The organism is Planktotalea sp. (genome assembly GCF_965659345.1).
Classification (GTDB): Bacteria; Pseudomonadota; Alphaproteobacteria; order Rhodobacterales; family Rhodobacteraceae; genus Planktotalea.
Genome location: NZ_CBFHVK010000005.1, coordinates 159,844 through 182,684 on the forward strand (window position 1 = coordinate 159,844; position 22,841 = coordinate 182,684).

22 protein-coding genes are annotated in these 22,841 nt (G+C 51.6%); 7 read left to right on the top strand and 15 right to left on the bottom strand.

The window, feature by feature from the left end; translation table 11 throughout:
- From mnmE to ACTG3Z_RS05505, 3 genes are all read right to left on the bottom strand, one after another.
- The gene (gene mnmE / locus ACTG3Z_RS05495) at positions 1-1,293 is read right to left on the bottom strand and encodes a tRNA uridine-5-carboxymethylaminomethyl(34) synthesis GTPase MnmE (protein WP_439141750.1); all 1,293 of its coding nucleotides are present in this window, start codon (positions 1,291-1,293) and stop codon (positions 1-3) included.
- A gap of 21 nt (positions 1,294-1,314) precedes the next feature.
- Positions 1,315-2,586, bottom strand: a complete 1,272-nt coding sequence (gene rho, locus ACTG3Z_RS05500) for a transcription termination factor Rho (RefSeq protein ID WP_439141751.1) — start codon at positions 2,584-2,586, stop codon at positions 1,315-1,317.
- A 132-nt stretch (positions 2,587-2,718) separates the two neighbouring features.
- Positions 2,719-3,168 carry a CopD family protein gene (locus ACTG3Z_RS05505; RefSeq protein WP_439141752.1) on the bottom strand — a complete coding sequence of 150 codons (450 nt, stop codon included), beginning with the start codon at positions 3,166-3,168 and terminating at the stop codon, positions 2,719-2,721.
- Between the two features lie 385 nt (positions 3,169-3,553).
- On the opposite strand from ACTG3Z_RS05505, the gene ACTG3Z_RS05510 reads away from it, so the two are divergent.
- From ACTG3Z_RS05510 to dnaQ, 4 genes are read left to right on the top strand one after another with little or no spacing between them, the layout of a single operon-like run.
- On the top strand, positions 3,554-4,153 hold the full coding sequence (locus ACTG3Z_RS05510; RefSeq protein WP_439141753.1) for a Maf family protein: 600 nt from the start codon (positions 3,554-3,556) through the stop codon (positions 4,151-4,153).
- Positions 4,150-4,983: a shikimate dehydrogenase gene (locus ACTG3Z_RS05515; protein WP_439141755.1), complete on the top strand. Its 834-nt coding sequence runs from the start codon at positions 4,150-4,152 to the stop codon at positions 4,981-4,983. Before ACTG3Z_RS05510 ends, ACTG3Z_RS05515 begins: the two co-directional genes overlap by 4 nt.
- Positions 4,980-5,573, top strand: a complete 594-nt coding sequence (coaE, locus tag ACTG3Z_RS05520; RefSeq protein WP_439141756.1) for a dephospho-CoA kinase — start codon at positions 4,980-4,982, stop codon at positions 5,571-5,573. Before ACTG3Z_RS05515 ends, coaE begins: the two co-directional genes overlap by 4 nt.
- On the top strand, positions 5,566-6,255 hold the full coding sequence (dnaQ, locus tag ACTG3Z_RS05525) for a DNA polymerase III subunit epsilon (protein ID WP_439141757.1): 690 nt from the start codon (positions 5,566-5,568) through the stop codon (positions 6,253-6,255). The genes coaE and dnaQ overlap by 8 nt, the downstream gene beginning before the upstream one ends.
- A gap of 8 nt (positions 6,256-6,263) precedes the next feature.
- On the opposite strand, the gene secB is transcribed toward dnaQ, so the two are convergent.
- Both secB and ACTG3Z_RS05535 read right to left on the bottom strand, forming a co-directional pair.
- The gene (secB, locus tag ACTG3Z_RS05530) at positions 6,264-6,767 is read right to left on the bottom strand and encodes a protein-export chaperone SecB (RefSeq protein ID WP_439141758.1); all 504 of its coding nucleotides are present in this window, start codon (positions 6,765-6,767) and stop codon (positions 6,264-6,266) included.
- Positions 6,768-6,824: 57 nt separating this feature from the next.
- Complete coding sequence (locus ACTG3Z_RS05535) at positions 6,825-7,319, bottom strand: FxsA family protein (protein ID WP_439141760.1); 495 nt, start codon at positions 7,317-7,319, stop codon at positions 6,825-6,827.
- Positions 7,320-7,425: 106 nt separating this feature from the next.
- Between ACTG3Z_RS05535 and ACTG3Z_RS05540 the strand changes: the two genes are divergently transcribed.
- Genes ACTG3Z_RS05540 through ACTG3Z_RS05550 form a run of 3 tightly spaced genes read left to right on the top strand, consistent with a single transcriptional unit; the run spans position 7,426 to position 9,702 of the window.
- Positions 7,426-8,079, top strand: a complete 654-nt coding sequence (locus ACTG3Z_RS05540) for a Tim44/TimA family putative adaptor protein (protein WP_439141761.1) — start codon at positions 7,426-7,428, stop codon at positions 8,077-8,079.
- A 41-nt stretch (positions 8,080-8,120) separates the two neighbouring features.
- Entirely contained in the window at positions 8,121-9,113 is a 993-nt protein-coding gene (mltA, locus tag ACTG3Z_RS05545) for a murein transglycosylase A (RefSeq protein WP_439141763.1), read from the top strand.
- Position 9,114: 1 nt separating this feature from the next.
- Positions 9,115-9,702, top strand: a complete 588-nt coding sequence (locus ACTG3Z_RS05550; protein WP_439141764.1) for a Smr/MutS family protein — start codon at positions 9,115-9,117, stop codon at positions 9,700-9,702.
- Here the strand turns inward: ACTG3Z_RS05550 and ACTG3Z_RS05555 are convergent.
- The 10 genes from ACTG3Z_RS05555 to tsaE all read right to left on the bottom strand — a co-directional run bounded on the left by ACTG3Z_RS05555 (position 9,685) and on the right by tsaE (position 22,798).
- The gene (locus ACTG3Z_RS05555) at positions 9,685-10,905 is read right to left on the bottom strand and encodes an MFS transporter (protein ID WP_439141765.1); all 1,221 of its coding nucleotides are present in this window, start codon (positions 10,903-10,905) and stop codon (positions 9,685-9,687) included. The two genes, ACTG3Z_RS05550 and ACTG3Z_RS05555, sit on opposite strands and share 18 nt — an antisense overlap.
- Positions 10,906-10,911: 6 nt before the next feature.
- Positions 10,912-12,219, bottom strand: a complete 1,308-nt coding sequence (gene hslU / locus ACTG3Z_RS05560) for an ATP-dependent protease ATPase subunit HslU (protein WP_439141766.1) — start codon at positions 12,217-12,219, stop codon at positions 10,912-10,914.
- Entirely contained in the window at positions 12,216-13,286 is a 1,071-nt protein-coding gene (locus ACTG3Z_RS05565; RefSeq protein WP_439141768.1) for a hypothetical protein, read from the bottom strand. Before ACTG3Z_RS05565 ends, hslU begins: the two co-directional genes overlap by 4 nt.
- On the bottom strand, positions 13,283-13,840 hold the full coding sequence (hslV, locus tag ACTG3Z_RS05570) for an ATP-dependent protease subunit HslV (protein ID WP_439141769.1): 558 nt from the start codon (positions 13,838-13,840) through the stop codon (positions 13,283-13,285). Before hslV ends, ACTG3Z_RS05565 begins: the two co-directional genes overlap by 4 nt.
- 122 nt (positions 13,841-13,962) lie before the next feature.
- The gene (trxA, locus tag ACTG3Z_RS05575) at positions 13,963-14,283 is read right to left on the bottom strand and encodes a thioredoxin (protein WP_375264558.1); all 321 of its coding nucleotides are present in this window, start codon (positions 14,281-14,283) and stop codon (positions 13,963-13,965) included.
- A gap of 45 nt (positions 14,284-14,328) precedes the next feature.
- Complete coding sequence (gene addA, locus ACTG3Z_RS05580; RefSeq protein ID WP_439141771.1) at positions 14,329-17,697, bottom strand: double-strand break repair helicase AddA; 3,369 nt, start codon at positions 17,695-17,697, stop codon at positions 14,329-14,331.
- A complete protein-coding gene (gene addB / locus ACTG3Z_RS05585; protein ID WP_439141772.1) occupies positions 17,694-20,636 on the bottom strand; it encodes a double-strand break repair protein AddB in 2,943 nt (980 codons plus the stop codon). The genes addA and addB overlap by 4 nt, the downstream gene beginning before the upstream one ends.
- Positions 20,629-21,324 (bottom strand): nucleotidyltransferase family protein, encoded by a 696-nt coding sequence (locus tag ACTG3Z_RS05590; RefSeq protein ID WP_439141773.1) that lies wholly within the window; start codon positions 21,322-21,324, stop codon positions 20,629-20,631. Before ACTG3Z_RS05590 ends, addB begins: the two co-directional genes overlap by 8 nt.
- Positions 21,300-22,325: an aminoglycoside phosphotransferase family protein gene (locus tag ACTG3Z_RS05595; RefSeq protein WP_439141775.1), complete on the bottom strand. Its 1,026-nt coding sequence runs from the start codon at positions 22,323-22,325 to the stop codon at positions 21,300-21,302. Before ACTG3Z_RS05595 ends, ACTG3Z_RS05590 begins: the two co-directional genes overlap by 25 nt.
- Positions 22,322-22,798, bottom strand: a complete 477-nt coding sequence (gene tsaE / locus ACTG3Z_RS05600) for a tRNA (adenosine(37)-N6)-threonylcarbamoyltransferase complex ATPase subunit type 1 TsaE (RefSeq protein ID WP_439141776.1) — start codon at positions 22,796-22,798, stop codon at positions 22,322-22,324. The genes ACTG3Z_RS05595 and tsaE overlap by 4 nt, the downstream gene beginning before the upstream one ends.
- Between the last annotated feature and the right edge of the window lie 43 nt (positions 22,799-22,841).

Here is a 22,841-nt window from a genome sequence, read left to right on the forward strand (position 1 = left end):
TTACTTACCAAGACAGAAGCTGGAAAAAATTTCGTCCAAGAGATTCTCAACATCTACATGACCGATGAGACTGTTCAAAGCACGAATAGCAGAGCGCAAATCCTCAGCAACGATATCATAATGATCCGGGCCAAAGTTTAACCCACTCTTCGCAGCATCCAAACACTGCATCGAAACGATAAGCGCCTGCCTATGCCGTTCCCGCGTTGCTATACCAGCACTCGCAGATCGGTCCAACAAAGTGTTGGAAATCAGCGAGACAAGATCATCTACACCTTCGCCTGTTTTACCAGACACCGCCATTAAGCCTCGATCCGATGAAATATCGGCCTTGCCCACGACTTCGATATCACCTGTTTGAGGAGACAGAGGAAGATCTTCACCATCAAATGACTTAAGAAAAACACGAAGATCTGCCGTTTCGGCGCGTTGAAGCGCTCGATCGATACCGATCTTTTCCACAAAATCTTCCGTTTCCCGTAAACCCGCAGTGTCCAATATAGTTACGGCCAGCCCGTTAAGGTCCAACTTCACTTCAATGACATCGCGCGTTGTTCCAGCATATTCAGAAGTAATTGCCGCATCGCGCCCTGCGATCGAGTTAAGCAACGTAGATTTACCAACGTTGGGTGCGCCTATAATTGCGACTTCAAAACCCGTTCTGATCCGTTCGGCGGATTTCACGCCTTCGGCTTCTTTCACAATCGCGGCTTGGCTGCGCTCAAGAAGCTCCATTACTTCCGGCGTCACGTCTACAGGGACATCCTCGTCGGCGAAATCTATCGTCGCCTCGAGCAGTGATGCCGCTCTTATCAGATCAGTTCGCCAAACTTCAGCTGTGCGACCAAGATCACCGGCCAACACACGCACAGCTTGCTTGCGTTGTGCTTCTGTTTCAGCGTCGATCAAATCAGCAAGTCCTTCGACCTGCGCTAAATCGAGTTTGCCGTTTTCCAAAGCACGACGTGTGAATTCACCTGGCTCTGCGAGGCGCAAACTGTCAACTTCACCAAGCAATTCCATCATCCGAGAAACGATTGCCGTACTCCCATGAAGATGAAACTCAACGACCGGCTCGCCAGTGAAACTCTTACGATCTTCAAACGTCAAAACTAATGCTTGATCAATCAAAGCACCGTTTTTGTCCGTCAGACTTCGAAGCCCTGCCTTGTGCGACGCTGGAAGGTTGGAACAAAACACCAAACCAGCATCCCAAGCGCGCGCACCTGAAATTCGAATGACAGAAACACCTGCTTTACCTTGCGCCGTCGCAAGCGCAAAAATCGTGTCCATGACACCTGCCCCGTGTTGGTTTTAGGTATTCATTGAATCGAAGAACTCAGCATTGCTCTTTGTTTGCTTGAGTTTACCAAGCAAGAACTCAACAGCGTCTGTCGTACCCATCGGGTTAAGGATACGGCGCAGAACGAAGGTTTTCTGCATATCAACCTTATCGATGAGCAAGTCTTCCTTGCGGGTACCGGACTTGAGAATATCGATTGCTGGGTAAACACGCTTGTCAGAGATTTTACGATCCAGAACAATTTCAGAGTTACCCGTACCTTTGAATTCTTCAAAGATCACCTCGTCCATGCGCGAACCAGTATCGATCAAAGCTGTTGAGATAATAGTAAGCGAGCCACCTTCTTCAATGTTACGCGCCGCACCAAAGAAACGCTTTGGCCGCTGGAGCGCATTCGCGTCTACACCGCCTGTTAGTACCTTACCAGATGATGGCACCACAGTATTGAAGGCTCTACCAAGTCTTGTGATAGAGTCTAGTAAAATGACTACATCTCGCTTATGTTCAACCAAGCGCTTGGCTTTTTCGATGACCATTTCGGAAACAGCTACGTGACGCGTTGCCGGTTCATCAAACGTGGACGATACGACTTCACCCTTTACGGAACGCTGCATGTCGGTGACTTCTTCAGGACGTTCATCGATCAGAAGAACAATCAGGTAGCACTCTGGGTGATTCGCTTCGATGCTGGCTGCGATGTTTTGCAGAAGAACGGTCTTACCGGTACGCGGTGGCGCAACAATCAAACAACGCTGGCCCTTACCAATCGGCGCGACCAAGTCGATAACCCGTGCAGAGCGATCCTTGATGGTTGGATCTTCGATCTCCATCTTGAAACGCTCATCAGGGTAAAGCGGTGTGAGGTTATCAAAGGCGATTTTGTGCTTTGTTTTCTCAGGTGCCTCGAAATTGATCTGCATAACATTGATCAAAGCGAAATAGCGTTGATTGTCGTCAGGTGCGGTAATCACACCATCAACCGTGTCACCCGTGCGCAGTGAATATTTGCGGATCATTTCAGGGGAAACATAAATGTCATCAGGGCCTGGAAGATAGTTCGCTTCTGGTGAGCGCAAAAAACCGAAACCGTCTTGAAGAACTTCCAGAACACCGTCGCCCATGATCTCCCAACCTTCATCCGCGCGTTCGCGAAGAATTTGGAACATCATTTCGCCTTTACGCATTGTGGAGGCGTTTTCGATCTCTAGCTCTTCAGCCATGGAAACGAGGTTCTTGGGGCTTTGCGCTTTAAGCTGCGAAAGGGTGAGAGAGTTTTGTGTCATGGAAAAACCTTTGGACAGCACACGAGCGTGGCGCTGTTTGATAAAACTGGAATCAGGAAGTGCGCGTTTGTCCCGAATGGGCGCGCGTTGCGGCTCTGATACAGATCACACGCTGCGAAGTCAAACAGGCGCTTAGAACTTCACAACCACGGATACGACGATAAGGACCATCAAAAGGGTCGGTACCTCATTCATAAGCCTATATTGCCGCCCTGAGAGCGTATTTGAGCCGTTAATGAAATCTTTACGACGTTTACCTAGCCATTCATGGAAGACTGTCATCGCAATCACCGACGCCCCTTTCACCCAGGGCCACCAAGAGGACCAATCAACAATACCGGGTGTTACGACCAGACATAGACCAAAGATCCAGGTGGCAATCATCGCGGGCTGCATGATCACTTTGAAAAGCTTCATTTCCATGTCTTGGTAGGTTTCGTGTAACAGACCTGTGGGATCAGCACGCTCTACGTGGTTCACAAGCAATCTTGGAAAGTAGAACAACCCTGCCATCCAAGAGATGACTGCCATGATATGCAGTGATTTGATCCAAGGATATGCTGAGGCGAGTAAGTCTGACATGTCCTATCCTTAATAATAATAAATAAAAGAAGAAAGGTTGATGATTAAGTAGGGAGACCTGTTTCTGTGGATTAATGAGTTTTCCCCAAGATCACACACATTTTCAAAAGGCGAAACTTATCCTTTAAGACTGTACCATATATAAATATTAACTAACAAAAACAATGTCTTGCACTATTTTTACCTGTGGATAAATATAGCACTTAACCTTGGTAACTTCTGATAGATCAAATATTTGGGCACTTAAATTTATCCTCATCCACAGCGGAGGAATCGGTGCGCTTTTGCTTGGAACGACGTGGAATTCCCCAGCTTGCCAAGTCTCACCAAGTTGCCCAGTAATACTCCTTAATAAATCCTTACCTTGATCCACGGAATTATCCACATGCCTGCTTCCCTTATCCTAGCGTCCGGTTCTGAAACGCGGCGTGAGATGCTGCAAAATGCAGGTCTTGAGATTGACATCATTAAGCCCCGAGTTGACGAAGAGATGATGCGCGACGCGCTGTTGGCAGAAGAAGCTTTGCCACGCGATATTGCAGACGCGCTAGCAGAAATGAAAGCACGTAAGGTGAGCGAGAAATATCCGGATCGTCTTGTTCTTGGATGTGATCAAGTTCTTGATTTTCGGGGGGAATTGATAAGCAAAGCACGCAGTATCGAAGAAGCGCGTGAACAGCTGATCAAACTTCGGGGTGCACGACATACGCTTTTGTCTGCTGCCGTCCTTTATGAAGAGGGAAAGCCAATCTGGCGTCACGTGGGTCAAGCGCGTTTGACCACGCGTGTGTTTAGCGATGCTTTTCTTGATGATTATCTTGCGCGCAATTGGGACGATGTTCGTCATTGTGTGGGTTGCTATAAACTAGAGGCCGAAGGCGTACGTTTGTTTGCGCAGGTTGAGGGCAATCATTTCACCGTCCTTGGCCTTCCCCTCATCGAACTGGTCAATTATCTCACCCTCAAAGGGGAGTTACAGCAATGACTGAGCAGAAAATTCCATTGGCAGGTGTGATCGGTCACCCGATCGCGCATTCAAAATCGCCACAGCTTCACGGTCATTGGCTGCGTAAATATTCAATCAAAGGGCACTACATTCCAATGGATGTTGCGCCTGAGGACCTTGAATCCACGATTAAGATGCTCCCGAAGATAGGGTTTGTTGGCTTGAACGTTACCATTCCGCACAAGGAAGCGGTGATGGATATCGCTGATTTGGTGACAGATCGGGCAAAGCTGATTGGTGCCGCCAACACGCTTATCTTTCGCAAAGATGGCAAGATTCATGCGGACAACACCGATGGCTACGGATTTATGCAAAATTTGCTACAAAGCGCGCCAAGATGGAATCCGAGAGCAGGACCAGCGATGGTGTTGGGTGCTGGTGGCGCTGCACGCGCTGTTCTTGCGTCCTTTATAGATATTGGCGTGCCAGAAATCCTTTTGACCAACCGGACACGTGGACGTGCGGAACAATTAAAGAATGATTTTGGTGACAAGGTTACAGTCATTGATTGGGTTCAGGCTGGCAATGCTATGGAAGGGGTTAATGCTGTGATCAACACGACGTCGCTTGGTATGATCGGCAAGCCTGAAATGCGCGTGCCTTTGGATGCGCTTGCTCCGGGTATGTTGGTAAGTGATTTGGTCTATGCGCCATTGCAGACGAAACTTTTACGCGCTGCAACAGAGGCAGGTGCAACTGCCGTTGACGGGTTGGGCATGCTTTTGCATCAAGCCGCGCCAGGGTTTGAGCGTTGGTTCAAAGTAAAGCCAGATGTTGATGATGAACTCCGCGCAGTTGTGTTGCGATGAGTTTCAAGCTTGGACTGACGGGTTCCATCGGGATGGGAAAATCGACGACAGCGCAAATGTTCGCACAATCAGGTTGCGCCGTTTGGGATGCGGACGCGGCTGTGCATCGCCTTTATTCAAAAGGTGGCGCAGCGGTGGCGCCCATGCAGGCCCTATTCCCCGATGTGATTGTTGATGGCGCTGTTTCACGCGACGCTTTGCGCGAAGTGATTGGCGCTGATCCCAGCACATTAAAGCAGATAGAAAGCATCGTTCATCCGCTTGTTGGGCAAGATCGGGCAACATTCATAGCAAATGCTAATGAGAGTATTTTGGTCTTTGACATACCCATTCTGTTCGAGACCGGTGGCAACAAGGCAATGGATGCTGTCGCGTGTGTACGCACTGATGCAACGACCCAGCGCGAACGTGTTCTCGCAAGGGGCACTATGACCGACGCACAGTTTGAACAAATCCTCGGCAAGCAAATGCCCATTGAAAAAAAGTGCGCGCTTAGTGATTATGTGATCGAGACTGACACGCTTGAGCATGCCCAAGAGCAGGTTGAAGCAATCATTAACGATATAAACGGAAAGCTGAATAATGCGTGAACTGGTTTTGGACACGGAAACGACTGGCTTTGATCCGCAACAGGGCGACCGAATTGTAGAGATTGGTGCAGTTGAGCTGATCAACCAGATGCCAACAGGGCGCACGTATCATCAATATATCAATCCTGAACGCGCCATGCCAAATGAAGCGTTTGAGGTACATGGGCTTGGTGATGACTTCTTGCGCGATAAACCTGTGTTCAAGCAGATTGCACAAGAGTTTCTGGATTTTGTTGGCACTGACAAAATGGTCATCCACAACGCCGCATTTGATATGAAATTTCTGAATGCAGAGCTTGGTTGGCTAAATCTGCCGCAATTGCCTTGGGAGCAAGCGCTCGACACGCTGGCTATCGCACGCAAGAAATTTCCCGGTTCGCCTGCGTCACTGGATGCACTTTGTCGTCGCTTCAATATCGACAATTCAAACCGCACCTTGCACGGCGCCTTGCTCGATTCTGAAATTCTTGCGGAAGTTTATTTGGAGTTGTTGGGTGGTCGTCAGCCGGGTCTCGTGCTTGCCAATTCTGGCGGGGGTACGAATAGCGGACCTGAAGAAACGTGGCGCGCATCTAAGCGTCCTACTCCGCTTGCGCCTCGGATCACCGAAGACGAAGCCAAAGCGCATGCCACCTTTGTTGAAAAACTCGGGGAAGACGCGCTTTGGTCTAAGCTTGGTTAACGCGTAGTTTAGTTAGGCTGCGCTTGCGCTGCTGCTTCTGCCTGACGACGCGCAATTTCGTTGCGGTAAAGCGCTACGAAATCAATGTTCTCAAGGTTCAATGGTGGGAAGCCACCATCACGCGTGACGTCTGAGACGATACGGCGCACAAACGGGAACGTCATGCGCGGGCATTCGATCAACAAGAACGGATGCATCTGATCTTCTGGCACACCTTCAATGTGGAACACACCGGCATATTCAAGCTCGAGCAAGAATAGCTGCTGATCAGTGTCTTTCACCTTGGAGCTGATGTTCACTTTCGTGATCACTTCATATTGATGCTCGGCTGTGCGTTTCTTGGCATCTAGGTTCACCTGAACCTGAACATCTGGGTTCACTTCGCCTTGAATACCTTTTTGTGCCAGAATGTTCTCAAATGACATATCGCGAATGTATTGCGCGAGGATGTTCATTTTGACCTGCGGTGCCTCTGCAGCGGCGCCCGCGTCTGGTGTTTCGTTCTCAGCCATTTAATTTCTCCGGTTTTTTATCAGTTGGCGGTTGCTTAGCAGCAAGCGAGTTGGGTCTCAATGCTTGGTCCAACCAGAAGGCGGTGCGTTCGGGTCGCGCGGAACTTCTTCGAATTCGCCATCGATAATGTTAGGGTCCTGACGCGCTCGCGGGTGAGTGAAGCTAGCACCAGATTGCGCTTGCCCTCCCATATCAAACGTTTGAACTTTGATCCGCGACTTGAGGTAGCGAAAAACAGCAGATCGCACACCCGGGACAAGCAGAGCAAAGCCAACAGCATCTGTAAAAAAGCCGGGTGTGAGCAAAAGCGCGCCAGATACAAGGATCATCGCCCCATGTGCGAGCGGTTCGGATGGATCAGAGAGCGTGCCGAAGGATTGTCGTAGGTTGTTCATCGCCAATGCGCCCTGTGTTCGCACCAAAAACGTTCCGATGACGGCCGTTAAAATAACGATTCCCAAAGTTGACCAAAGGCCAATCGCACCGCCGATTTGAATAAATAACGCGATTTCTATCAATGGTACCGACAAAAAGGCTAAAAATAACCACATCTTTCCGCTTCTCCTGTGACCTGCGGGCACAGTGGACTTGACCACCGCCCTTGCGTACATAAGTCCTCAACTAACGTGTTGCTATGCTTGAGAGGACGACACATCCATGAATTCGCCCATTATTCAGCTTTTGGTGCTTGCTGGCATCGCAGTTTTTTTAATTTTACGTCTTAAAAATGTTCTTGGGACACGGGAAGGTTTTGAAAAACCGCCTGCGGCTGCGCCAACAACGCGCAAGCGTCCCGAGTTCGAAGTGATCGAAGGCGGTCCTGATCTTGATATCGCAGATCACACAGATGGCATGCCTGAGGCGGCAGAAGCCTTGGCCAAAATGAAAGCGGCTGAACCCTCCTTCGGCGTTTCAGATTTTCTTGGCGGTGCCCGCGGCGCTTATGAGATGATCCTTATGGGGTTCGAGCGTGGCGATCTGGCTGATATCAAGCCGTTTCTTGACAATGATGTTTATGAAAGCTTCGCAGAAGTTGTTGAGCTTCGTGAAAAGCAGGGTCTTTCTGTGGAAGCTTCCTTTGTTGGTATTCGTGAGATGGCACTGGCAGATGCTACGTTTGACGATGAAAGCGGCATTGGTGAAGTGTCTGTGAAATTCATTGGTGAGATGACGTCTGTCGTACGTGACAATGCAGGTGAGATCGTTGAAGGGGACGAGAAGAAGATCAAGCGTCAAAAGGACGTTTGGACCTTCGCGCGTAAGATGGGCGCAGACGACCCGAACTGGCAACTTGTAGCCACTGGCGAATGATCGGTGCCCTTAGGGCATTATTACTTGCAGGGGGCGTTTTGATGAGCGCCCCCGCACAGGCGGAAACCGTCTACTCTATCCTTGATTTCGATGATCTTGACGGCTGGGCCGAAGACGATCATCAAGCAGCGCTTGATACGTTTCGCAATACCTGCCGCGACATGAAAACCCCCGATTGGCAAACCCTATGCCGCGCTGCGCAAGATCAGCAAAATGCGCGTGCGTTCTTTGAGTTGTTTTTTCGCCCTTTGTTGATCGAAGATGGCAAAGAAATGATGTTCACCGGATATTTCGAGCCGGAGCTTGACGGATCTCGCACAAAAACAGCACGTTATAAATATCCAATCTATGCCATGCCGCGCGATGCAAAGACTGCAGGTCAATGGTACACACGCCGTCAAATTCTTGAAGATGGGGTGATGGACGGTCTCAACCTTGAGATTTGTTATGTCGATGATCCTGTTGAGCTGTTCTTTTTGCAGATCCAGGGTTCAGGGCGCGTGCGCCTTCCCGACGGAAGTTTCTTGAGGGTCGGATTTGGTGGCTCGAATCGTCATAATTATCGCTCCATTGGAACAGAATTGGTGCGCCGTGGGATTTATCAATCCCATCAGGTGTCTGCCGAAGTCATCAAAAATTGGGTCCGCCGAAACCCCGAAGCGGGCAAAGAGCTGCTTTATCACAACCCTTCTTACGTGTTCTTTCGTGAAGTAAGCGAAGTTCCAGCTGACAAAGGTCCGCTTGGTGCGATGAACAGATCTATCACCACGATGCGGTCTGTTGCGGTTGATCCGAAATTCACACCCCTTGGTGCGCCTGTTTGGATTGAAAAAGATGGTGATAGCCCGCTGCGCCGCCTGATGGTAGCGCAAGATACGGGCTCTGCTATCAAGGGTGCGCAACGTGCTGACGTATTTTTTGGCACAGGCGATGAAGCTGGAAAGCAAGCTGGTCGTTTGCGCGACCCGGGCCGCATGGTTGTCCTGATGCCGATCCAGCGCGCTTATGCCTATTTGCCAGAGAACGTGCAGTAAGATGTCTCGCAGGCGCGTTAAGCAGGATGAGCTTGATCTTTGGAATCAAGTGGCACGTACGACGGAACGGTTAACTCCGCCAAAACGTTCAATCATTGTAGACGCCCCGCTTCAAGAGAAGTCACCAAAGCCACAAGCGAAAGCCATAGCGCCATTTACACTAGGCGCTCTCCCGACAGCGACACGTGAAATGTACGATGTTCTACCCGCATTGAGCGAACGGTTGCGAAGTGCGCCTGTGCAAATGGACGCGAAGTCGTACAAGACTATGCAACGCGGCAAACTGAAACCCGAAGGGCGTATCGATCTTCACGGAATGACAGTCGCGCAAGCGCATCCAGCGCTGATTTCGTTTATTATGTCTGCGCAATCTTCGGGAAAGCGCCTTGTTCTGGTGATCACTGGTAAAGGTGGCAAACGTGAAGAATTAGGGGCCATCGCCCCGCAACGCATGGGTGCGCTTAAGCGCCAGGTGCCAATTTGGTTGACTATGGCGCCTGTCTCAACGGCTGTTTTGCAAGTGACAGAAAGCCATATCAGGCATGGTGGGGCAGGGGCGTATTACGTTTATCTACGCCGCGCTCGGTAGCAATTTGCGCGACGTCGAAACCCCGATCCAGATCGAAAGTGACGTTACAACGAAGTAAACCGCGACCCAGATGTATTGTGTTTCAATGCCGATCCCCAAGTCGATCAAAATGCCTGTTAACCCTGGCCCAATTGCTGATCCAAGTACCATGACCGCAGCGGCGACTGCTTTAATTGCGCCTAGATGCGCTGTTCCGTAGAATTCTGCCCAGAAGGCTGCGATTAAAGTTGATTGCGCACCTGCTGTAAGGGCCATGAAGAAAAAGCCCCAGCCAAGCCCCAACATATGTGTCGCAAAGATTGCAAAAGCCGCAACCATTGGAATCTGATGGAACGGCAGCAATCGCGCTGTGCCGAAACGATCCACTAAAACACCAATTGCGATCATTGCGACGACGGTTATGACTGTGAAAAACGGGAAATAACTCACCATTTGCAACGTACTGATCCCAATGACTGTGGAATAGTGCACCTGATGAAAGAAGAAGGCGGTATTGAAAGCGGATGGGCCAAGAATGGCGGGCACCATGAGCCAGAAAAGCGGATGGCGGAGCATATCTTTGCGGCTCCAATGAAGTCCGCGCATGCCAAGGCTGTCATTGCTTTGAGCCATCGATGCGGGTGTACGTTCTTTCGCCAAAAGGGTGAGCAGAATGGGAACCCCAAGCAAGGCGATACCAGCGCATAGGATCCAAATCACATGCCAGTCCAAAAGGGTCATCAACGCGACAACTGCGATGGGAAGGAAGGCTTGCCCAATTGAAAAGCCAAGCGCTGCGATCGAAAGTGCACGCCCGCGCGTCGCAACAAACCAGCGCGCCATTGCGACAGAGGCGATATGACTCATCATGCCCTGCCCTGTCAGACGAAGGGCGAAGATCACAAATGGCAAAAGCCAGAGCCAAGGATTAAACGCCATGGCCAAGCAGGCCATCGCAAGCGCAACAAGGGACATTGCACCCAGAGTGCGCACGCGAAAAATGTCAGCTTGGCGACCCGCCCAAACCATTACAATCGCAGACGCAGTGGTACCGACCGTGTACATCGAACCCCAACCACCGTGGCTAAGGTTGAACGCGCTTTGAATATCAGCCGCAAAAAGAGCGATGAAGAAAGTTTGCCCAAAGCTGGACAGATAGGTCAAAAGAACACCGGCACTTAGCCATCTGACATTCTCGCGCAGATAGGCTGCAAGCTCGTTCACGTGGCGCTACAAGACATAGCGGGAAACGTCGGTAGAGCGTGATAGTTCACCCAAATACGTCTCTACAAAGGCGGAATCGACTGAAATCGTTTCGCCGCCACGATCTGGTGCAGTGAAGGACAATTCTTCAAAGACACGCTCAAGCACTGTGTAAAGCCGCCGCGCGCCAATGTTTTCGACGCTTTGATTAACCTCAGCTGCGATCTTGGCGAGTGCGGCGATACCGTCATCTGTGAATGAGACGATGACTTCTTCGGTTTGCATCAAGGCTGTGTATTGGCGCGTCAACGCGTTGTCTGTTTCTGTCAGAATGCGAACAAAGTCCTCTTCCATCAGCGCGCGCAATTCAACGCGGATCGGCAAACGACCTTGAAGTTCTGGCAACAGATCAGAGGGTTTAGCGATGTGAAATGCGCCAGAGGCAATGAATAGAATATGATCCGTCTTTACGGGGCCATGTTTAGTACTGACGACCGTACCTTCGATAAGCGGAAGCAAATCGCGCTGCACACCTTCGCGGGACACATCACCACCGCGCGCGTCGGCGCGGGTGCAGACTTTGTCGATCTCATCAAGGAAGACGATGCCATTTTGCTCCACTGCTTCAAGCGCAGCGCGCGTGACGCTTTCATCATCGAGCAATTTGTCCGCTTCATCGCCAATAAGAACGTCGTAGCTTTCTGAAACGGTCATCTTCTTGCGCGTCGTGCGTCCGCCCATGGCTTTTCCGAAAAGGTCGCCAATGTTCATCATGCCCATGTTAGAGCCTGGTTGACCCGGTATTTCGAAACCCGACATGGGGTTCGAGGTATCCGCGATCTCCAGCTCGATCACTGTGTTATCCAGCTCGCCCGAACGTAGCTTCTTGCGAAACATCTCACGCGTCGCATCGCGTGCGCCTTCGCCCGCGATCGCTTCGATCACGCGCTCTTCTACGGCGGCTTCGGCTTTGGACTTCACATCCTCACGCATATATTCGCGGGTTTCGCTAATCGCATTTTCAACGAGATCACGAACAATCTGCTCCACATCGCGGCCCACGTAACCAACTTCAGTGAACTTGGTCGCCTCAACTTTGATGAAGGGCGCACGCGCGAGTTTAGCGAGGCGACGGCTGATTTCCGTTTTACCAACACCAGTTGGCCCGATCATCAGAATATTCTTCGGATAAACCTCGTCACGGAGATCATCGGCCAGCTGCTTGCGGCGCCAACGATTGCGCAGTGCCACGGCGACAGCGCGCTTTGCGTCGTTCTGACCTATGATGAAACGGTCGAGTTCCGAAACGATTTCGCGGGGGGTGAGGTCGGTCATAGTGAAGTCTCCGTCAGTCCCCATGGGGGTAATTTGTCTTTGCCGGGAAAGCTGGGCAATGCATCCATGATGCGCGCGCGCAACCCTTCCCACTTTGCGCCAAGGAATACGAGCCCAAGGCCAAGGATCAGAATGACGATAGCTGCGTTTCCATCGAGAACTGTGATCGCAAGCGCGACGATGTAGCCAATGCCAGCCACTAAAAAACTGCGTCGATCAATGATGATCGCAAAGATCGCCATTATCGCGAGGAAAGCGAGGAGTATGATCTGATTCAGCACGCCGCCGCTTTCAAGAAGCGTGAGCGCAACTGTGTTCACAATCGCAGGGGCTGCGATTACATGGAGCCAAAATCCAGAAGACGCACGACGTGTCACGCGGTGGGGGTCAGACATATCAAACCGCATCGCGATGAAAAGGCCGATAAGACCCAAGATGATCGTGATGTAAGCGTAAGGGCCATTGTTCGTGAGCATGAAGAAATCGCTCACGCTGGGGGTGTTGACGCCGCCTTGCACAACAAGTGCACCAGTCGCGACGAACACACCAAGGGCGATGAAGAAAACAGTGACAGGAATGCGAAACACGAAATAGAACGCTCCAAGAAGCAGCGTTGAAAGCGTGGCCGCGAAAGCAATCATAGATGCGCCATCAAAGCCAAAAAGATTGGCAAGGCTTGCGCCAATTTGTAGCCCACTCAGCCCCATCAAGACGACAAGCATGATGGAGGGTGCAACCATGCGGCGTTGCAATGTGAAATAGCGCGTGAGTGCATAGGTGACGACGACTGAAATGACGCCATAAACCAGCGCACTGCCATTGGCATTGTCAGACAGGAACGAATTGATCCCTGTCAGCCCCATCCAACCAGAGTAGAGAATGACCAGACCAATCACGATGAAAACTTCGTTAAAGCCGCGGAACAGCTCGAACGGCTCATCTAGCCCATCCATGTTTTCACGTGTGCCACGACGACTATCAGCCAGCGCCATAAGTGACGCTGCTTGTGGCTCTGTTAGGATATTAGAGGCAACAGCGGCGCGAATGTCATCTTTATCAAGGCTCATGCTTTTATCGTTTCCACGGTCAAACGCCCGTTTGTGTAAACGCAAATATCTGAAGCAATCGCCATTGCCTTGCGTGCGATATCTTCGGCATTCTGATCGCTGTCCATCAAAGCACGCGCAGCAGCGAGCGCAAAGTTGCCACCAGAGCCAATCGCAGTGACGTCATGCTCAGGCTCCAAGACATCGCCAGCGCCTGTTATAACGAACAGGTCTTTGCCGTCAGTGACGATCAACATCGCCTCGAGCTTTTGAAGGTATTTATCAGTGCGCCAGTCCTTGGCGAGCTCAACAGAAGCCCGCGCGAGTTGGCCGGGGGTTGCTTCCAGCTTTGCTTCTAAACGCTCAAGCAATGTGAATGCATCCGCAGTAGAACCAGCAAACCCAGCGACAACATCGTATCCACCGGGGGACAGACGGCGCACTTTCTTCGCAGTGCCCTTAATCACAGTTTGCCCAAGAGACACCTGACCATCGCCTGCAATTACAACTTCGCCACCTTTGCGCACGCCGATAATCGTGGTGCCGTGCCAGCCGGGGAATTCATCGCTGCTCATGGGCTCTCTCCTGATTTGTTAGTGACTATATGGAGGGGAGGGCGGCATGGTGCAAGAAAGAGGCACAAAAAAGCAAAAGGGCGCACCAGTGGCACGCCCTCTCATAAATCAAATAATCCGATTTAGATCGATTCATCGATCCAGCTTTGCAAAGCAGCTTTCGGAGCAGCACCTGCGCGGTTGGAAACAACTTCGCCGTCTTTGAAGATGAACAGCGCAGGAATACCGCGCACGCCCATTGCTGCAGCAGAATTCGGGTTGGAGTCGACATCGACTTTCACAACCTTAACTTTGTCGCCGTATTCAGTGGACAATTCTTCCAGCGCTGGGCCGATTTGCTTGCAAGGGCCACACCATTCTGCCCAGAAGTCGACAACGACTGGAACGGAGGAATTTTTGACTTCAGCGTCAAATGTGGCGTCGGTAACGGCAACAGTAGCCATGGGGCGTCTCCTAAGGAATATCGCGGTAAATCTAGATGCGCAAACCTAGGTATTGGGGGTCGCGCCGTCAAGGCGCATAGATGCGCCGGCCCTTTGGATTGCTGCGGTGGTTAAATCCGCATCAAGTTCCATCAAGCTTGCGGTGCCCGTCCAGACAATTGCTGTGCGTATGGTTTTCTGGGGATAAATCTCTGTCAAAGCAGCGCTGTACGCCCCCATTTGGCGAAGCAAGCCTTCCGGGCATGCATTCGCAGTCTTGGGAATTGCAGCGTTGGTTTTGAAGTCAATTGCCCAAACATCTTTGTCGTTCACGATAAGGCGATCAATGATGCCGTAGAGCGGTTTTTCTGAAAGTTCCGAAAGTTGCGCTGTGATTGGCACTTCTGAAAGAGTGCCCTCATCAAAGATAAACGAAAGGTGCTGCGCGGTGATGACATTTGCGGCTTCACTGACATACGCGTCAATGTTCGCTAGATCGGGAAGTAAAGCGTCGGCAATATTGCTCCAATGATCTTTGGGCGTTTGCGCAAAATGCTCGATCAGCAGATGGATCTGTGTTCCTCGTAATTTCGCTGCCTCTTCATCAAGAGCAGTCTCGCTCGGCAGCGCTTTTGCGCCACCTAGATCAGAGGGGCTGATGCTGGCTTTGCTTTCTTCGACCTCAGAAGCATTTTCACGAAAAATAGGCTCTAACACTGCAGTGTCTTGTACCAAAGCAGGTGTGGTCAGTTGTTCGTCCGCTTCCCAAGGAGCAGGCTCGATTCGAATACCGCGACCAAATCCAAAGTCATGCTCTACGTGTGGGCGTTCGCGCGCAGCAGCGCTGACCATGCCGTACCAGCTGTCTTCATCACTTTTACCAAGATCGCCCGCAGCGCCAAGGATCAACCATTTCTCTGCGCGGGTCATCGCGACATACAAAAGGCGCATGCGTTCTTCGGCTTGGCGTTCCTCGCGCTGGGTTTTGGCGGCAAGCACATTCGCAGGCGCATCTTCATTGCGTACGTTCCAGCCAACGAGGGTCTCCATCTCGATCAGCGAACCACCGTTTGGGCTGCGCCGTTTTTGGGTCTCAGGCATGATGACAATCGGCGCTTCAAGACCTTTTGAGCCATGCACCGTCATCACGCGAATTTCGTCACGATCCTGACTAAGCTGGCGTTTGATCGTCAGGTCATCGGTTTCCATCCAAGTTAGAAACCCTGTGAGTGATGGAATGCGAGATCGCTCAAACGAAAGCGCTTGTGCAAGCAAAGCATCAATGCCGTCGTCCGCCTCACGCCCCAGACGCCCAATAAAACGACGACGCCCTTCGTGGCGGGTTAAAACGCGTTCGATCAGATCATAGGGGCGTAGAAAGTCTGCTTCTTTGCGCAAATCTTCGAGCAGTTCGAACACCATTGGATGCTGATCTTTTTGATTGCGCAATTCTTGCCACAGAAAACGTGCGTCACGCCCTTGGGCAAGATCAAAGAGCTGCTTCTCGCCCCACCCAATTAGTGGCGACTTAAGCACCACAGCAAGGGAATAATCATCCTCGGGTGTTGCAAGAAAACTCAGCAAGGCTTGCAAATCGCGCACAGCCATTTCTGCGCCAACCTTTAAGCGATCAGCACCTGCTATGGGCAGACCAGCCGTTTTGCAGGCGCGTATGATTTCTTCAAACAGATCAGAGCGACGCTGAACAAGGATCAAGATGTCGCCTGCACGTACTTTGCGAAACCCATCCTTATCATGAATCGACTCACCATAAGGGCCCGTCATCCGCTTGATTTCATCCGCGATGCGCTGGGCCATCAATACGGTTTCGTCATTTTCGCTTAGCTTATCGACCGTGTCGGACCAATTGCCCGGCTCTTGTTTCTCGGCCTTTTCAATCGCGGGCCATATATCGACACGACCTGGCGGCCCGCCCTCAAAAGCGAGGTGAGTAGAGCTGGCAAAACCAGCGGCGGCGTGTCCTTCGAATGTTTTGTCGACAAGTTCCAGAATGCATTGCGCGGAGCGGAAAGAGTAATGCAGTTCGGCATCAACGAGTGGCGTGTTTGTTGGGCGCAAACGGGTGTCAAACTCGCTACGCATACGATCAAACTCACGCGGGTCCGCCCCCTGGAACGAATAAATCGATTGCTTTTTGTCGCCGACAACGAAAATGGTGCGCGGAACCTCGTCGCGCGCTCCCTCTCCAGCGGTGATTTCAGAGGTGAGCCGTTCAATCACATCCCATTGCGTTGGGCTGGTGTCCTGTGCTTCGTCGACAAGGATATGATCGATGCCACCGTCGAGTTTATAAAGCACCCATTGCGCCATTTCGGAATTGGCAAGCAGGTCGCGCGTTTTCAGAATGAGATCGTCAAAATCAAGCCATCCGCGCGCTTGTTTGCTTGCTTCGTATCGTTTGAGAAACGCCGCAGCGAAGCGATTCAGATGAAGCGTTTTTTGCACGGCAGAGAGTTTGAGCCGCGAGGTACGCGCTGCTTCAACCCGTAGGATCCAAGCATCGAGCGCGTCTTGATGCGCAACGAAATTCTTTTGTGCACCTTTTGCTGGAACCTTGCCAACCTTCGCACTGCCATCTTTTTTGAGCAGGAAAGCATCTTCTAGAACGGGCAAAACGCTCGCATCAAGGGACGTAATCAAGGTTAATTTTTCGGCCATTTCGACGTCTCGAACACCGGACGTCTTAAGCACGTTAATAAGCGCAGTTAGCAGCTCTGCCTCACCCCCCAAAAAGACAGAGCTGGCGATCTTATCGTCGCTCAAGTCAGGGGCGACATCGTAGGCATGAAACACGGTACTGTCATCTGGCGGCGTGATCAAAGCGCTGCGATGGCGCACGATTTCACCGCTTAGTTCCGTCAAATCATAGGCACCTGTGACCGTCGCGAGATCAACGATCAACTGCGCGTCGGCGCTTGCTGCCATGTCTTCGATGATCTCCTCACGCAAGAGATCTGCTGCGCGCTCTTCCATTTCTGCGAACTGAGGCGACACGTTTGCTTCTAGTGGAAAGCGGCGCAGAACTGTGGAACAGAACGAGTGAATCGTCTGAATTTTCAAACCACCTGGCGCCTCGATGGCCGCTGCAAACAAGGTGCGCGCGCCGCGTAGGTCGTCCGCGTTGATCGCTCCTTCTTCACCCAATTCGCGCAGGGCATCGCGTAGCGTGTCGTCCTCTAGCATGGCCCACTCGCCAAGGCGTTTGAACAAGCGGTTTTGCATCTCTGCAGCGGCCGCTTTGGTATATGTTAGACATAGGATGCGTTCGGGCGGAACTTGGGCCAACAACAAGCGAGCAACGCGATCTGTTAATACACGTGTTTTGCCAGAGCCCGCGTTCGCGGAAAGCCAAGTGGACACATGAGGGCGCGCGGCGTTGACCTGCGCGAGGGTCGCATCGTTGCGCGCGATCATGGTTTTACTCCATCGTCATCCGGCATACTCGTTTCATCCCACTCACCAAAGCGAGCAAGCTGGTCATACCGACCAAAGCTTTTTGATTTTTCCATCGCGCGCCGCGCCGTATAGCCCTTATTAGGCTCTTGATAGTCCGCGATAAGCTTATGAAGTTCGCTCCAAACCTGTGCGGTTGGCTTTTCATCCAACGGCGCTTTCACTGATGTCACACTTGAGCCAACACCAAGATATGTCGCGCCTTCTACGTGGCGTGGGTTTATCCCGTCAAAGTCACCGCGTTCTGCCATCGCAGCTTCGAGCAAAAGCTGCATGTCAAAGGCAATTTGTTGGTTTTTGGTGGGAATAGCACCAGTTTTGTAATCATAAAGATGCGCGCCGCTGCGTGCGTCCAGATCAATACGGTCCGCTTTGACTGTAAGTGTAAAGCCAAGATCGGGCAGGGTGCTTTTGCCTTTTACTTCCAGTTTTGTTGAAACAGCATTTGTCTGTCGCTCACGTTCCTGAACGACGAAGTCATCAGCCAATCGCGCAATGCGTGCAGCCCACATAAGACGGGCAGACGGCCAATCCACATCACTGTCGAAAATGCGTTTGGCATGCGCCATAAGATCATTAGCGGTGTTGGCGCTGTCCCAGCTTCGCACGAAATCCTCAAACACCTGATGCACTGCAATGCCACGCAAACGTGCGTCAGCTGTTTTGACAAGACTGTCGAGGGGCGCAAGTTTGAGAACATGTTTGGCGTAGATCGCATAAGGATCCCGCACGAGTGTTTTGATTTCTGTAACTGACAGCTGATCGGGTCGAGCAGTGATCGCAGGCCTAGGTGACGGGCGCGCGGCGGGTGCGCTTTGGATCGGACTTTCCAAAAGTGCCGCGCGTTGGAGCCATGCGTTACCTCGTGCTTGCATTTGGCCGATCGCGTCGGGACCATTCTGATCCGGCAAACCGCCCATCAAATTGGTTAATCGGTTAAGCCAACGTGACGGCACAGTTTGCGCATCGTCTGAGCGCTGCGAACGGGTGAGCCAGACCTCTGGCGCGGCAATGGCTTGTTGAAAGTCGTGAGCCGACAAGCCAACGCGACGCTCGGGCAAAAGCAAGCCTGCTTCTGCGCGCATACGACGGTTGAGCCAAGGGTCAGGCTTTGGCGCTTCGGGCCAGCTGCCCTCGTTCAAGGCAGCAAGGATGAGCAAATCAGCGCCTTGAACACGTGCTTCCAGTGTTCCCCAAATCAGAACGTTGGGGTGGCCCAAGTCAGGGTTACGCACTTCGCCGCTTGATAAAATCCCACCGAACAAATCGGCATAGTCGCGCGCGCTAAGATCGGGCAAAGCATCAAGAACGGGTTGAAGGGCGTGCCACTGCGCGAGCGCTGCGCGACCCGCTGCTTCTTGCCATAACTCACCAGTTCCAGCGCCTATCGAACCTTGCGAGATACATTCTGCCAAGTCGATATGCCTCTGCGCAAACTCAGCCGCGTTCTGCGGACCCTCGCACATGAGATCACAAAAGGTTTGCGCTACCCAATCAGCCCACTCTTTTGCACCCTCAAGCTTATTCTTTTTTGCCCAATCCATCAGACTTTCTGCGGTTGGAAAGGCGGGCCCATACTTGCGGATCGAGAGTTCCAACTCACGAGTGAGACGCAAATGATCTCCGCGATCAGACCCTCGATGTGTAAGCGGATGTTTGAGCAGTGTCAGCAACGCTTCCGCATCCAGCGGTTGGGTGAAAAGCTCCAGTACGTGCCGCAAAAAACGACCAGGAGGCGAGAGTTGCAAAGGTGTTCCCGCACTGTCATCGGGTTTGATATTCCAACGATCCAGCGCTGCGGTTACTTGCCGGGTCAGCATTCTGTCAGGCGTAATAAGGGCTGTGGTTTTTCCCTCTTGCGCAGCGAGGCGTAATCGCATCGCAATGGCAAGCGCCTCTTCACGGGTGTTTTGTGCTTCAACCAGCGTTACATTTTCCATCGCACTGGGAAGATCGCCCAAATCAGGCCCGTCGCGTAGCCAACCATCGGTCACTGGAACAGGACGGAGCGCTAATGATACAACGGCGTTCCGACGTGCATCAATTGCTGGCGCAGTGCCCCACATCGGGACCCTTTTTGGATGAAGCGAAAGCGATTGAAGAAAGCGCGCGAAGCGATATTGCGGATGATCTTCTGGTGCGAGGCGAGCAGGGTGCTCGGCAATAAGCTCCTCCCACACCTCTGATGGCATATCCGCATCAAAACCGGGCAATATTACCGCGCCTTGAGGTAAATTCGCGACAGCATTCATAAGCAAAGCCGTTGTTCCGCGCGAGCCTGTTGAACCTGCGAGAATAATCGGATGCTCAGGTGGCGCAATGCGCCACTCCTCGATTTGAGCGAGGACGACAGCACGTGCACGCGCCTCTGTATCGGGATGTTCCTGTGATAAATCCAAGAACTGGCCGACGATGCCAATAAATTGCTGCGCGCGCGCCCAATGCCCCGAGATATCACTGACTTCTAGCTCCGAGATATCGTTGAGGGTGACGCCCTCGCCTTGCATCTCGTCCATCAAACCCGCGAGGGATTCAGCAAGATCGAACAAAGAACTACGCGATGCCAGAGACGGGTTCTGCCGCAGCAAAGCATCGACCAGCGAGATCAATTCAATGCGACGCGCCAGCGGTGAAACGGGTTGTGGTATCTTGTGAAACTTTGGTTCTTTGCCAAGATCACTGAGCAGCGTAATACGTGGAAGAAAATGCGGATTTCTATCTAGAAAAAGAGCAGTTACACGCCGCCGCATCCGCGCTGTATTCACGATCAAATGAACGCGCGCCATGTCTTCTGGCGCGTGGCCTTGCATGCGATCGAATATCCCAGAAACCAATGCTTTCGGGAAGTCGACACCGAGCTCTGATGCAAACACGCGCGCGTTTTCTTGTGGCTCAAACACTGGAATATCCAAGCATGTCTTCGGCGAGCGTGACCCCCTCAGGGGTGCCGACATCACACCAACGTCCGGCATATCGGACGCCATACATGCGTTTGCGCGACAGAAGTTTTTCCCAAAGAAGTTTGAGCGAGAAAGACGTTTCATTAATCTCGCTTAGGAGGTCTGTTCTTACAATTTGAACGCCTGTGTAAATGTCGCCCGCACCATAGGTCAGCCGCCCATCATCGGCCAAAATAAAGTCGCCGTTCCCTGTGTGGCCAACGGCGCTGCCCTTTGGCACACAAAGCAACAACGCGTCCATAGTTTCGGGATTCCAAGACTCTAATAAGGTAGAAAGAGCGTTAGGGCCTTGCCAAACGGCGTCGGTATTCATGGTGAAAACAAGGTTTGAGCCGAGTATAGGCAGCGCATTTTTTAAACCACCCCCTGTTTCTAAGATAATGTCCTGTTCTTCGATGACGGTGATGTCTTTATGGTCCTTCAGATGCGTTTTGATCTGTTCCGGAAAGTAGTGACAATTGACAACTTTTTTCAAATCAATGGATTGATCCACCTGTTCAAGTGCGTGATCAAGAAGGGTGCGGTTGGCAACGCGCACCAACGGTTTTGGTTGATGCTTGGTTAATTCGCGCATGCGTGTGCCAAATCCAGCGGCAAAAAGCATTACAGCGTTGGGACGGTCGCGCATTTGTCTTTAAGCCTTTTTAGGATGTCAGGTGTTGGTGTTGGGAGCGCTTTGTTCAAAAGCTCAGCGACCGGTTCGTTAGCTTTGTGCTTCAAATCGCGTTCGATGAATTCCCAGACGCGTGGAATGAAATCGACATAGTGTGGCTTGCCAAAGTGCATCGAAAGTCGTGCAAACACCCCTAATATGCGCAAGTTTCGTTGCAAGCCTAGTATGTGATAGGCATCTCTGAACTCTTGATCGTCAAGTTTGGAGTGCGCGATGTAACGTTGGATCATTGTCTCCTCGATAGCTACTGGTACATCTCGGCGCGCGTCCTTCAACATAGAAACGAGATCATATGCTGGATGACCCAGTTGCGCATCTTGATAGTCCAAAAGACCAACGCGCGCGTGTCCTTTGCGATCTGGGAGCCAAAGCAAATTTTCTGCGTGAAAATCTCGTTGAATAAGAACGCTGGGGGCACCGACTTTTGTTGCAAGCAAGTTGGAAAAAGCGGCCTTGAACGCCTCGCGCTGTTTAACGTCAACTTCGTCGTCAGCGCCGAACTGATACCAATCAAAAGCAAGCACAGCCATATCTGTCATTGAGTTGGTATCGTAGGGTACCAAAGATGGCGGGGTGGATTTATGTAGATGAAGCAAAACATCAGTCGCGGCTTCATAAAGCGGTATTTCAAGCTCTGGCAGGTCGCTAACCACTTTTGCATAGAGCGCATCGCCAAGATCCTCTATGACAAGCAGGCCATTGGCCTCATCGGCTGCAAAAATCTCAGGTGCGCTTAGCGAAAGACTGCGAAGGTAGTCAGTGATTTTAATAAATGGCCGAACGTCATTTCCAAGCGCCGGATCAGCATCCATAAGCACAGCGATGCGGCCATCTTTCCCTGCAGCGAGCCGCTGATATTTCCGCAACGAGGCGTCACCCGCGAGGTGTGAGCGCTCAGCATTGGCCCAATTTGTTTGGGCGAGAAATTCCGAAATAACACTTTCGCGCAGGCTCATAAGAAGGCTTTCATTATTTTGTCGGCTAGGTCGGATTTGTTGTTTTCGATTGCGACACGTCGCGCGTCTTCTTCTTCTTCGGTTGTTTCGAACAATAAGGTCACGGCCGATTTTGGTGTCGCGCTGCCTAATCGGTCGGGCCACTCAATAAGACAAATCGCACTGTTAAAGGCGTCTAGCAATCCAAGTTCGTCCGCTTCGCTCGGATCGCCCAAACGATAGAGATCGGCATGCCAAATTTCGCCCGAAAGCGTGTCGTACGTTTGAACGAGTGTAAAAGTTGGCGAAGGCACGTCTTCTGGAATTTTTTGCAAAGACTGGATCAGCGCACGTGCGAAAAAACTTTTGCCAGTGCCGATGTCACCCTGAAGCAAAAGCACGTCGCCTTTGGATAGAAGTGCACCTACTTTAACAGCGAACGCTGCGGTCGCGTTCGTACTGGTGAGTTCGATATGAGTTGATGTGACAGTCATATCGCGAAACTACGGTGCTTTCGGGGAACGTGAAACCGTGAAT

Bases quoted from the DNA above. Each gene is read 5' to 3' on its own strand.
- rho (WP_439141751.1), bottom strand. From the start codon at position 2,586: ATGACACAAAACTCTCTCACCCTTTCGCAGCTTAAAGCGCAAAGCCCC.
- ACTG3Z_RS05550 (WP_439141764.1), top strand. From the start codon at position 9,115: ATGTCTCGCAGGCGCGTTAAGCAGGATGAGCTTGATCTTTGGAATCAA.
- mnmE (WP_439141750.1), bottom strand. From the start codon at position 1,293: ATGGACACGATTTTTGCGCTTGCGACGGCGCAAGGTAAAGCAGGTGTT.
- mltA (WP_439141763.1), top strand. From the start codon at position 8,121: ATGAGCGCCCCCGCACAGGCGGAAACCGTCTACTCTATCCTTGATTTC.
- secB (WP_439141758.1), bottom strand. From the start codon at position 6,767: ATGGCTGAGAACGAAACACCAGACGCGGGCGCCGCTGCAGAGGCACCG.
- addA (WP_439141771.1), bottom strand. From the start codon at position 17,697: ATGATCGCGCGCAACGATGCGACCCTCGCGCAGGTCAACGCCGCGCGC.
- dnaQ (WP_439141757.1), top strand. From the start codon at position 5,566: ATGCGTGAACTGGTTTTGGACACGGAAACGACTGGCTTTGATCCGCAA.
- ACTG3Z_RS05595 (WP_439141775.1), bottom strand. From the start codon at position 22,325: ATGAGCCTGCGCGAAAGTGTTATTTCGGAATTTCTCGCCCAAACAAAT.
- ACTG3Z_RS05590 (WP_439141773.1), bottom strand. From the start codon at position 21,324: ATGCGCGACCGTCCCAACGCTGTAATGCTTTTTGCCGCTGGATTTGGC.
- hslU (WP_439141766.1), bottom strand. From the start codon at position 12,219: ATGACCGACCTCACCCCCCGCGAAATCGTTTCGGAACTCGACCGTTTC.
- coaE (WP_439141756.1), top strand. From the start codon at position 4,980: ATGAGTTTCAAGCTTGGACTGACGGGTTCCATCGGGATGGGAAAATCG.
- ACTG3Z_RS05510 (WP_439141753.1), top strand. From the start codon at position 3,554: ATGCCTGCTTCCCTTATCCTAGCGTCCGGTTCTGAAACGCGGCGTGAG.
- ACTG3Z_RS05540 (WP_439141761.1), top strand. From the start codon at position 7,426: ATGAATTCGCCCATTATTCAGCTTTTGGTGCTTGCTGGCATCGCAGTT.
- ACTG3Z_RS05505 (WP_439141752.1), bottom strand. From the start codon at position 3,168: ATGTCAGACTTACTCGCCTCAGCATATCCTTGGATCAAATCACTGCAT.
- ACTG3Z_RS05515 (WP_439141755.1), top strand. From the start codon at position 4,150: ATGACTGAGCAGAAAATTCCATTGGCAGGTGTGATCGGTCACCCGATC.
- ACTG3Z_RS05565 (WP_439141768.1), bottom strand. From the start codon at position 13,286: ATGAGCCTTGATAAAGATGACATTCGCGCCGCTGTTGCCTCTAATATC.
- trxA (WP_375264558.1), bottom strand. From the start codon at position 14,283: ATGGCTACTGTTGCCGTTACCGACGCCACATTTGACGCTGAAGTCAAA.
- tsaE (WP_439141776.1), bottom strand. From the start codon at position 22,798: ATGACTGTCACATCAACTCATATCGAACTCACCAGTACGAACGCGACC.
- hslV (WP_439141769.1), bottom strand. From the start codon at position 13,840: ATGAGCAGCGATGAATTCCCCGGCTGGCACGGCACCACGATTATCGGC.
- ACTG3Z_RS05535 (WP_439141760.1), bottom strand. From the start codon at position 7,319: ATGTGGTTATTTTTAGCCTTTTTGTCGGTACCATTGATAGAAATCGCG.